Below are 10050 nucleotides of genomic sequence, written 5' to 3' on the forward strand. Positions count from 1 at the left end.
CCCAGGACCCTCTCACAGACCCGCGCGGCCTTCCCGGCGCCCAGGAGGCCGCGGGCGGCACCAGGCCCTCCAGGAGGCTGTCGTGGCTCTCACGGCCGCTCAAGCTCACGCTCGTGCTGACCGTCCTCATCGTGTCCGGCCACTTCGCGGCCTACACCTACCTCCGGCCGTTCATGGAACAGGTTGCGCACGCCGGTCCCGCCCTCGTCAGCACCGCGCTCCTCGTGTACGGCGCCGCGGGCGTGGCGGGCAACTTCGTCTCGGGGTCGCTGGCCGCGAGGAACCCCAGGGCGGTGCTGATGGCGCTGGCCGCCCTCATGGCCCTGGCCACGGCGGCGCTGCCCGTGACGGGACTCCCCCTGGTCGTGCTCGTGGTCTGGGGCCTCGGCTACGGCGGCGTGGGTGTCGCGCTCCAGCTGTGGATCATGCGGGAGGGCGGCGGCGAACTCGGCACGGCGCTGTTCGTCAGCGCCTTCAACGTCTCCATCGCGCTCGGCGCGTTCGCCGGTGGCCGGGTGGCCGACGGCGTGTCGATCACTGCGGTGATGTGGCCGGCGGCGGTCCTGGCCGCGCTGAGCGCGCTCGTCGCTGGCATCTGGGGCAGAAGTAGGACGAGCGGTTCATGAACGCCTCACGCCTGATCGGGGTGCCGCAGCGGGAGCACGGAAGGTCGCGCCGGCCGTAGACCTCCAGGGACCGCTCGAAGTAGCCGCTGTCGCCGTTGACGTCGACGTACAGGCTGTCGAACGACGTGCCGCCCTGCTGGAGGGCGGCTGCCATGACCGTGCGTACGGCGCCCAGAAGCTCGGCGATCTTGGGCCGGGTGAGCGTCTGGGTGGGGCGGGCCCAGTGGAGCCGGGCCATCCACAGGGCCTCGTCGGCGTAGATGTTGCCGACGCCGCTGATCAGCGACTGGTCGAGCAGCGCCCGCTTGACCTCGGTGCGCCTGGCCCTCAGCCTGCGGCTGAACTCGTCGTCGTCGAACACCGCCTCGAACGGGTCGGGCGCGATGTGGGCGATCGGCTCGGGCACGCCGCCGGCCAGGGCGGTGAGCATGACGTGGCCGAACGTACGCTGATCGACGAAGCGCAGGTCGGGGCCGCCGTCCTCGAACCGGACGCGTACGCGCAGATGTTTCTCCGGCGGCGCGTCACCGTCGACCACCAGCAGCTGGCCGCTCATCCCCAGATGCGCCATGAGCGCCTCCTCGGCGCCCGACAGCGGCAACCACAGATATTTGCCGCGGCGCTCGGCCGACAGCAGCGCGCGGCCCTTCAGCCGCGCGGTGAACTCGTCGGGGCCGGGCATGTGACGCCTGATCGCGCGGGGGTGCAGCACCTCCGCGGAGGCGATCTCACGGCCGACGACCCATTGCGCGAGGCCGCGCCTGACGACCTCAACCTCGGGCAACTCGGGCATCACGCACCTCGCCCTCTGGACGCTGAACTATCACCTTGTGGCAACCCTCAGGGCGCCGGGTCAGCTCGCGGGCTGGCTCTCGCGCTGCTCCCTGCGGGCCCTGATGCGGGTCCACGCCGCCTCGGCCGCCTGCTGCTCGGCCTCCTTCTTGCTGCGACCGGTGCCCGAGCCGTAGGACTCGCCACCGACCCGCACCATCGCCGTGAACGACTTGGCGTGGTCGGGGCCGCTCTCCTCGACATGGTATTCGGGCACGCCCAGCGCCTCGGAGGCGGTCAGCTCCTGCAGCGAGGTCTTCCAGTCGAGCCCGGCGCCCAGCGACGCCGAACGTACGATCAGCGGATCGAACAGCAGGTGCACCACCCGGAACGCCTCGTCGAGGCCCTTGTCGACGTAGACCGCGCCGATCAGCGCCTCCAGGGTGTCGGCCAGGATCGACGACTTGTCGCGCCCGCCGGTGCCCTCCTCGCCCCTGCCGAGCCGCAGGAAGCGGCCCAGCACGAGACCACGGGCCACGTCGGCCAGGGCCCGCATGTTGACCACCGCCGCGCGCAGCTTCGCCAACTGCCCCTCGGGCAGGTCGGGATGGTTGCGGTAGAGGGTGTCGGTGACCACCAGGCCCAGCACGGAGTCGCCCAGGAACTCCAGGCGTTCGTTGGTGGGCAGGCCACCGTTCTCGTACGCGTAGGAGCGGTGCGTCAGCGCCCGCTCGAGAATGGCGGGGTCAAGGGCTACCGCCAGGACCCGCTCCAGCTCGTCTCTGGCGACCTCCACGGCCACCGGCTTAGGACCTGCGCCCACGTGCTTCCTCCTCGGACATCTTCACATGGCGCGCCGACTGCGGAAGATGCCCGAAAACGTGGTGGGCGTCGGGGTAACGCGTAGCCCCGGCGTCCACCACGGCCGCGGGCGAACCGCCGCCGCACGCATCTGAGACGGTAACGCCGACCGAGGCACAATGGCACCCGGTCGGCATCACGTCAATCAGGCGGACGGCTCGATGACCTGACGACGGTTGTAGGTGCCGCAGGTGGGGCACGCGATGTGCGGCTGCTTCGGCGAACGGCACTGCGGGCAGCTCACCAGGGCGACAGCAGTCGTCTTCCACTGGGAGCGACGGGCGCGGGTGTTGCTCCGCGACATCTTTCGCTTCGGGACGGCCACGTCACTTCTCCTGATCGTTATCGTTCTCGGAAATCAGACCTTGCAACGACGCCCAGCGGGCGTCGATCTTCTCGTGCCGGTGATCCGCGCCGGCCTCGGCCAGCTTGATCCCGCACTCCGCGCAGAGCCCTTCGCAGTCGTCCCTGCACACCGGGCTCAACGGCAGTGCGAGCACCACCGCGTCGCGGAACGTCGGCTCGAGGTCGAGCAGCTCCCCGTCGAGCAGCGAATCCTCCTCCGAGGCGTCCTCGCCGGAGTAGAAGAACAGCTCCTGCAAGTTGACCTCGACGTCCGAGGTGACAGGGTCGAGGCACCGCGCGCACTCCCCGGCGAGCGGGGCATGCGCCGTGCCAGAGACGAGCACGCCTTCCATCACTGCTTCGAGCCTGAGATCCAGCTCGACTTCGGCGTCTTTGGGGACACCGATCATGTCGACGCCGAGATCTGCCGGTGCCGGGAGCGACAGGGTCGTCCGCCTCATCGTGCCCGGCCGCTTTCCCAGGTCGTGGGTGGAGATCACCCAAGGGGAGCGGGGGTCGAGGTGCTGAGTCATCCTGCTCTCGCTAGGCATGGCGAAAACCGTCGCCGTCGTACAAGGCCGAAAAGAAAGAATACCAGCCCCTGCGAGGGGCACGCCCCCACAGACCCCCCAGGGGCACAGCGCCCCACGTGGGAGGCACGTCCGGCACCGCGGTGGAGGCTAGCCTCTCAGGCGTTCGACGAGCAGCTTGTGCACCAGATCAGGCACCAGGCCCGACACGTCACCACCGTAGCGGGCGATCTCCTTCACCCTGCTGGAGGAGAGGAACGAGTATTCGGGGTTGGTGGGCATGAACAGCGTCTCCACCCCCGACAGGCGGTAGTTGAGCTGCGCCATCTGCAGCTCGTAGTCGAAGTCGCTGACCACCCTGATGCCCTTGACGATGGCGGGGATGTCGTGCTGCCTGCAGAAGTCGACCAGCAGGCCGTGGAACTTCTCGACCTTGACGTTCGGATAGTCCTTGGTCACGGTCTGCAGGATGTCGATCCGTTCGTCGACCGTGAACAGGCTGCTTTTCTCGACGTTGATCAGGACTGCCACGGTCACCTCGTCGTACAGCCGCGCGGACCGGCCGATGATGTCGAGGTGGCCATTGGTGATGGGGTCGAACGACCCCGGGCAGACTACGCGGCGCAAGACGCCTCCCAGGTCTACGGGTTCCCGGCGGCGCGACCGTACCAAACGGACGCTTCACCATATCGACGGACCCTCTCCTCAACGTAGCCTTCCGGCCACATAAGGGCCTTTCCCCTGCTTTCCCGTTCGAACGCCACCAACGCCCCGTCAACCAGCCAGCCGTTGTCGCGCAGCAACTCCAGCACCCGCTCCACCTCGCCGTCGGACGTGGCATAGGGCGGGTCGGCGAACACGATGTCGTACGGCTCCTCAGGCGCCTTCCCGAGCACCCGCGCCACCTTGTCGGCAACCACGCGGGCGCCGTCGAGGCCGAGCGACTCGACGTTGGCCCTGATCGTCCGCACGGCCCTGGGGTCGGACTCGACGAGCAGGGCCGCCGCCGCTCCCCTGGACAGCGTCTCCAGCCCGACCGCCCCGGAACCGGCGTACAGGTCGATCACCCGGGCGTCGCGGATGCCGTGGAGCGAATCGAGCGTCAAGAGGATCCCTTCTCGCGCCCTGTCGCTGGTCGGCCTCGTCCCTCGCCCCGGAGGCACGGCCAACCGCCTGCCACCCGCGCTGCCTGCGATGATCCGCGTCATGTCACCCATTGTTCCGTATGTTCGCGCAGGTCAAGAGTGCACAAGTGTCTGCCTCGAGTACGCAAGGGTGATTCACATCGGGGGGATCGGCCCGCATGATGAGTTCTGCGGCCTTCAAGGTGACCCACATGAAGGCCGACCGGCGTGATCGTGAGCCCTTCCGCACGCCGGTTCCCTCGGCACCTGACCCGAGGGTGGGCCCAGCCGGGGACGGCATTCGGGGGGAGGCCGTCCCCGCGGCTGGGCCTTTTACATGATCATCCTTCAGCCGCCGCGCCGGCGGCATGTCACGTCTTCTCCAGGTAGTCCGCCCGCTCGTCGGCCAGCAGTCGCTCGATCTCCGCGCGCAGCCCCTCGTGGGCGGCCAGCTCGGGATCCCTGGCCAGCAGCGCGCCGGCCTCCTCCCTGGCCGTGGCGATCACGTCTTCGTCGCGCAGCAGTTGCAGCAACTTCAGCGAGGAACGCTTGCCCGACTGCGCCGCGCCCAGGACGTCGCCCTCCCGCCGCTGCTCCAGGTCGACCCGTGAGAGCTCGAACCCGTCGAGCGTCGCGGCCACCGCGTCGAGGCGGGCGCGGGCCGGGGTGCCCTCGGGGAAGTCGGAGACCAGGAGGCACAGGCCGGGCAGGCCACCCCGGCCGACCCGGCCGCGCAACTGGTGCAGCTGGGAGACGCCGAAGCGGTCGGCGTCCATGATGATCATGACGGAGGCGTTGGGCACGTCGACCCCTACCTCGATCACCGTGGTAGCCACCAGGACGTCGAGCTCGCCCCGCGTGAAGGCTCGCATGAGGGCGTCCTTCTCCTCCGGCGGCAGTTTGCCGTGCAGCGTACCGACGCGCAGGTCGTGGAAGGGCCCCTCCGACAGGAGCTTGGCCACGTCGAGCACCGCGAGCGGCGGGCGGCGCTCCTCGTCGGCCGGAGTCGCGAGATCGCCCTCGTCGCCCTCCAGATCGCCGATGCGTGGGCACACGATGTAGGCCTGCCGCCCCAGCGCCACCTCCTCCCTGACCCGCTCCCAGGTGCGTTCGAGGTAGTGGGGCTTCTCGGCGGCCGGGACGACATGGGTGGTGATGGGCGCACGACCCGAGGGAAGCTGCGACAACGTCGAGACCTCCAGGTCGCCGAAGACCGTCATCGCAACCGTGCGCGGAATCGGCGTGGCCGTCATCACCAGGACGTGCGGGCGCGCCCCGCCCGCCTTCTCGCGCAGCGCGTCGCGCTGCTCGACCCCGAACCGGTGCTGCTCGTCGACCACGACCAGCCCGAGGTCGGCGAACTGGACGTGCTCCTGCAGCAGCGCGTGCGTGCCGACGACGATGCCGGCCGTGCCGGAGGCGGCGTCGAGCAGCGCCGAACGGCGGGCGGCGGCGCCCATCGAGCCGGTCAGCAGGGTGACGGCCGTCCCCCCGAACATGCCTCCCTGCGCCAGATCGCCCAGCATGGTGGTGATCGAGCGGTGGTGCTGCTGGGCGAGCACCTCGGTGGGCGCCAGCAGCGCCGCCTGGCCGCCCGCGTCGACCACCTGCAACATCGCGCGCAGCGCCACCACCGTCTTGCCCGCGCCGACCTCTCCCTGCAGGAGCCTGTGCATCGGATGCTCCAACGCGAGGTCTGCCGCGACCTCCTCGCCGACCTCCGCCTGGCCCTCCGTCAACGAGAACGGCAACCGCGCGTCGAAGTCGGCCAGCATGCCTCCGGACCGCCTCGGCCTGGGCCTCGCCGGCCAGGCGGTGGCCGCCTGCCGCCTCTGGAGCAGCACCGCCTGCAGCACGAACGCCTCGTCGAACTTCAGCCGCCTGCGCGCCCTGCCGACGTCGGCGAAGTCCTTCGGCCGGTGGATGGCCACGAGCGCCTCACCGAGATCCTGCAGACCGTGGCGGGCTCGCAACTCGGCGGGCAGCGGATCCTCCAGCGGGCCCAGCGTGTCGAGCACGACGCCGACCGCACGCCTGATCGCCCACGGCGTCAGGTCCTTGCCGGCCGCGTAGATCGGCACCGGCGCCGCCGCGAACTCCTCCGCGTTGGCCTCGCCCTCCTCGAACAGCTCGAACTCCGGATGAGCCAGTTGCCGGCGCGGCCTGGCCCGCGCGCCGAACAACCCCACCTTCCCGGCGAACATCCCGCGCCGGCCCGGCTTCAGCCGCGACTCGGCCACATGGGAGCCCTTGCCGAAGAACGACAGATAGAGCCTGTTGCCGTTGCCGTCGACGATCTCGACCTCCAGCCAGGTGCCGCCCCGGTTGCGCATGGGCTTGCGCATCAGCCTGGTCACCTCGCCGACCACCGTGACGTGCTCGTCGACCTCCAGCGCGTCGAGCGAGGTCAGCTCGCCGCGCTCGGCATAGCGGCGCGGATAGTGGCGCAGCAGGTCACCGACCGTCTCCAGGCCGAGCACGCTGTGCAGCAGCTTGGCGGTCTTCGGGTCGAGGGCCTTCGTCAGAGGCTCGTCGAAACGGCTCACGGCATTTAGTTCTACCGCTTGAGGCCGACAGGAATCCCCATCTGGGCCGTCCGCGCGCGACTGTCCCGCCGTCACTCCACGCCGATGAGGAGCGGGTAGCCGCCCTGCTCGTCGCCGCCGACAGCATGGTCAGGTGCAGGTTGGTTCCGGTGTCGCCGTCGGCCACGGGGAACACGTTGAGCGCGTCGATCTCCGTCCTGGCCTGGCCGAGCGCGTCGGCGGCCAGGCGGGCCCAGCGGCGCACCGCTGGCGGGTCGCCGGCGGGTCGCCGGCGGGTCGAGGATCTCCGTGTGGGCCCTCCGACCTCTCTGATGCGCTACGGTTGTGGAGGAGAATGTCGCCGCATCGGACCCGGTCCAGTGCTCTGGTTCGCGCCCATCGGGGTGGATCGGATATTCTCGTCTGGCTGGCCGGTTGTCCCGGCGTGCCCTCCGCCCGGAGCTCATCCGCGGACAGGGCTACATCGACTGTTTTAAGGAGCGATACCGTGGCTTCCGTCTGCGATGTCTGCCGCAAGGGGCCGACGTTCGGCAACAACGTGTCCCACTCCCACCGCCGCACCCGCCGTCGTTGGAACCCCAACATCCAGACGGTCCGCGCGGTCATCGGCGGCACGCCGAAGAAGCTGAACGTGTGCACCTCGTGCATCAAGGCGGGCAAGGTCACCCGCTAGTCCGCACGTTCACGAAGCCCGTCCGGTTTCTGAGGGATCCGGCGGGCTTTCGTCATGCCCGCCCCCTGACGGGCTCATCCCGGGACCGCTCCTCCCACACTTCCGGGGCTCGCTCTACGCAGCCCCTTGGCCCTTCCTCCCGCGCCGCCGGTCGGCCCCTCCCGCACCCTGCTCCCGCTTCTCCCCTCCGCCGGGCCGGGTCCCACGCCTTTGGGTCCCCCGGCCTTGCGCTTCCTCGCCGAGCACGCCGCCTTCGCGTCGCCGAGGAGCGGCCAGGCGGGTCAGGGGTGCCCGAGACGCGCGTGTCCGCGTGATCGGGAGGGTGCTCGGGGCCGGTCAGCGCCAGCGCCAGGCGTGGTCGACCGGGCCGATGCCGTCGCCGAGGGGGAAACCCTTGGCGATCGCCCCCGTCACGTACTCCTTCGCCTTGCCCACCGCCGACGGCACGTCGTCGCCCACCGCGAGGTGGGAGGCGATGGCCGAGGCGAGCGTGCAGCCCGTGCCGTGGGTGTGGCGGTTGTCGAGGCGTTCGGCGGCGAAGCGGAACTCCTGGGTGCCGTCGGTGAGCAGGTCGACCGGGGCGCCGGGCAGGTGGCCGCCCTTGATCAGCGCCCAGGTGGGCCCCAGCTCCAGGATGGCGTCGGCGGCCGCGCGCAGGCCGTCCTCGACCTCGACCTTGACCGAGGTGAGCTGCTCCACCTCCCACAGGTTCGGCGTCGCCACGGTGGCCACGGGCAGCAGGCGGGTACGCAGCGTCTCGACGGCCTCGGGAGCGAGCAGTGAGTTGCCGTGCTTCGACACCCCGACGGGGTCCACGACCAGCGGCGCGTCGTACCGCCCCAGTACGTCGGCCACCGTCTCGACCAGCACCGGCGAGGCGAGCATGCCGGTCTTCACGGCCTGTGCGCCGATGTCGCCGAGCACGGAGTCGAGCTGCGCGCGTACGGCCTCGGGCGGCAGCTCCCAGTAGCCCTGGACACCCAGCGAGTTCTGGGCGGTCACGGCGGCGATGACGCTCATTCCGTGCACGCCCAGGGCCATCATGGTCTTCAGGTCGGCCTGGATCCCCGCGCCGCCCCCTGAGTCGGAGCCGGCGACGGTCAGTACGCGTGGCGGGGTGGAAACCGCGGCGGAAGGGGCGCTTTGCGGTGATCGCTCCGTCATGTCCCCTATCCAACCACTCAGCTGACGACGCACTCCCCGCGGACCATCCCGCAGTTGGCCGCCGGCGTGCCCCTGCCCGTCGCGGTGAACGAGACCTCGACCGTGTCACCCGTGGCCAGCTGCGCCGACACGTCGAGGATCAGCAGGTCACCGTCCTGCGTCCACTGGGCGCCCCGCACGTCCACGACCGTGCCCTCGACCGGGACGGTGACCGTGAGGTTCTGCAGCGTCTCGGGCGAGGTGTTGGAGAGCCGCAGGTCCGCCGCGTACGTGGTCATCCGTTGCCGGATGGTCTGCTGGACGTTCACCGACCCGGTGCCGGACGGCGAACCGAAGGACCCGGTGTCGTCGGTGGGCTCGGGGATGCTGGTGGTCGTCGGCGCGGCGCCGGTATCGGCGTCCACCGAGGAGGGCTCCTCCAGCGGCGTGTCCTCGGGCAGGCTCTCCTCGTCCGGATCGTTCACCGGCTCCTGCGCGGGCTCCTGGGCCGGCTCCTTCGACTTCTTCACCTTCGTCCTGGTGGGCGTCGGCTTGGCCGGCTCCGTGTGGCGCGGACGGGCGTTGTACGTGACGGTGGGCGTCGGGGTCTCGGCCGGTCCGGTGTCCTCCACCGGCTCGTCCGACGGCTCCTCCTCCGGCTCCGTCTCCTCCACTGGAGGCTGGGAGACCTCCGGTCCCGGCCGGTTGGTGGCGCCCTGCACGGCCGCGCAGGTGGTGTCCGCGCACTTGTCCGTACCGCCCGAGGTGCTCATGAACTTGACGCCCGCCACGGTGCCGCCGAGCACGACGGCCACGGCGGCGACGGACAGCAGGGCCACCCTGCCCTTGCCGCCGCCAGACGAGGCGCCGGAGATCAGCTCGTCGTCGCGGCGCGCCTTGCGCCGGCCGCGACGGTCGCGGGGCGGTTCCTGAGGGCCGCCGGGGCCGGAGTCGGCCGACCAGCCGGAGCCCAGGAACCCGGTCTCCGCGTTGGCCCAGGCCGGCGCCTGCACGGCGGTGGGCGAGCCGGCCACCTTGATGTCGCCGGGCTCGGGCGGGCCGCTGCTGTGCACGGGGGGCGGGTCGAATCCTGCCGTACGGTCGTCGGGCTCGTCGAAGAAACCGGAACGATCCGGAGCGCCGTCGAAGAACGCAGTCCGCTCGTCGGGACCTCCGAACGGCCCTGACCTGTCATCCGGTCCTCCGGACGGCCCGGACCTGTCGTCCTGCGCGTACGGACCAGCGGGTCCTCCACCGTACGGCCGGCCGGCCGGTTCGCCGAACCGGCCGTCGTCCGCGGGACGGCTGAAAGCGCTTGCGTGGCCCGACCCCGGCGTTCCAGGGGCCGGCATGCCGCCGGGAGCGCCGAACACGGCCGTCTGGTCAGCGGGGCCCGCATCGGGCCCGTTGAACGAGCGGTCGGCGGGCGGG

10 protein-coding genes and 1 pseudogene are annotated in these 10050 nt (G+C 70.7%); 2 read left to right on the top strand and 9 right to left on the bottom strand.

Features of this window, described 5'->3' with window-relative positions:
- Nucleotides 1-626 (top strand): MFS transporter (locus E1267_RS40105; RefSeq protein WP_342774947.1); only part of this gene is annotated, 626 nt, incomplete at its 5' end.
- Here the strand turns inward: E1267_RS40105 and mutM are convergent.
- The 7 genes from mutM to recG all read right to left on the bottom strand — a co-directional run bounded on the left by mutM (nucleotide 535) and on the right by recG (nucleotide 6803).
- Entirely contained in the window at nucleotides 535-1419 is an 885-nt protein-coding gene (gene mutM / locus E1267_RS40110; RefSeq protein ID WP_132340961.1) for a bifunctional DNA-formamidopyrimidine glycosylase/DNA-(apurinic or apyrimidinic site) lyase, read from the bottom strand. The two genes, E1267_RS40105 and mutM, sit on opposite strands and share 92 nt — an antisense overlap.
- A gap of 60 nt (nucleotides 1420-1479) precedes the next feature.
- Nucleotides 1480-2199, bottom strand: a complete 720-nt coding sequence (gene rnc, locus E1267_RS40115) for a ribonuclease III (protein WP_132340976.1) — start codon at nucleotides 2197-2199, stop codon at nucleotides 1480-1482.
- Between the two features lie 204 nt (nucleotides 2200-2403).
- Entirely contained in the window at nucleotides 2404-2583 is a 180-nt protein-coding gene (gene rpmF, locus E1267_RS40120) for a 50S ribosomal protein L32 (RefSeq protein ID WP_033409409.1), read from the bottom strand.
- 1 nt (nucleotide 2584) lies between these two features.
- Nucleotides 2585-3154, bottom strand: coding sequence for a YceD family protein (locus tag E1267_RS40125; RefSeq protein ID WP_132340963.1), 570 nt, complete (start codon nucleotides 3152-3154; stop codon nucleotides 2585-2587).
- 129 nt (nucleotides 3155-3283) lie between these two features.
- Nucleotides 3284-3760, bottom strand: coding sequence for a pantetheine-phosphate adenylyltransferase (gene coaD, locus E1267_RS40130; RefSeq protein ID WP_132340965.1), 477 nt, complete (start codon nucleotides 3758-3760; stop codon nucleotides 3284-3286).
- A gap of 14 nt (nucleotides 3761-3774) precedes the next feature.
- Nucleotides 3775-4341, bottom strand: a complete 567-nt coding sequence (gene rsmD / locus E1267_RS40135; RefSeq protein WP_132340967.1) for a 16S rRNA (guanine(966)-N(2))-methyltransferase RsmD — start codon at nucleotides 4339-4341, stop codon at nucleotides 3775-3777.
- Nucleotides 4342-4628: 287 nt separating this feature from the next.
- Nucleotides 4629-6803 (bottom strand): ATP-dependent DNA helicase RecG, encoded by a 2175-nt coding sequence (recG, locus tag E1267_RS40140; RefSeq protein ID WP_132340969.1) that lies wholly within the window; start codon nucleotides 6801-6803, stop codon nucleotides 4629-4631.
- A 487-nt stretch (nucleotides 6804-7290) separates the two neighbouring features.
- Between recG and rpmB the strand changes: the two genes are divergently transcribed.
- The gene (gene rpmB, locus E1267_RS40150; protein ID WP_049556934.1) at nucleotides 7291-7476 is read left to right on the top strand and encodes a 50S ribosomal protein L28; all 186 of its coding nucleotides are present in this window, start codon (nucleotides 7291-7293) and stop codon (nucleotides 7474-7476) included.
- A gap of 336 nt (nucleotides 7477-7812) precedes the next feature.
- On the opposite strand, the gene thiD is transcribed toward rpmB, so the two are convergent.
- Together thiD and E1267_RS45075 are read right to left on the bottom strand one after the other, a co-directional pair.
- Nucleotides 7813-8640: a bifunctional hydroxymethylpyrimidine kinase/phosphomethylpyrimidine kinase gene (thiD, locus tag E1267_RS40155; protein WP_132340974.1), complete on the bottom strand. Its 828-nt coding sequence runs from the start codon at nucleotides 8638-8640 to the stop codon at nucleotides 7813-7815.
- 17 nt (nucleotides 8641-8657) lie between these two features.
- A pseudogene (locus E1267_RS45075) lies at nucleotides 8658-10050 on the bottom strand (hypothetical protein); the annotation flags it as partial.

It is taken from the genome of Nonomuraea longispora (assembly GCF_004348345.1).
Taxonomy (GTDB): domain Bacteria; phylum Actinomycetota; class Actinomycetes; order Streptosporangiales; family Streptosporangiaceae; genus Nonomuraea; species Nonomuraea longispora.

Bases quoted from the DNA above. Each gene is read 5' to 3' on its own strand.
- mutM (WP_132340961.1), bottom strand. From the start codon at position 1,419: ATGCCCGAGTTGCCCGAGGTTGAGGTCGTCAGGCGCGGCCTCGCGCAA.
- E1267_RS40125 (WP_132340963.1), bottom strand. From the start codon at position 3,154: ATGCCTAGCGAGAGCAGGATGACTCAGCACCTCGACCCCCGCTCCCCT.
- rsmD (WP_132340967.1), bottom strand. From the start codon at position 4,341: ATGACGCGGATCATCGCAGGCAGCGCGGGTGGCAGGCGGTTGGCCGTG.
- thiD (WP_132340974.1), bottom strand. From the start codon at position 8,640: ATGACGGAGCGATCACCGCAAAGCGCCCCTTCCGCCGCGGTTTCCACC.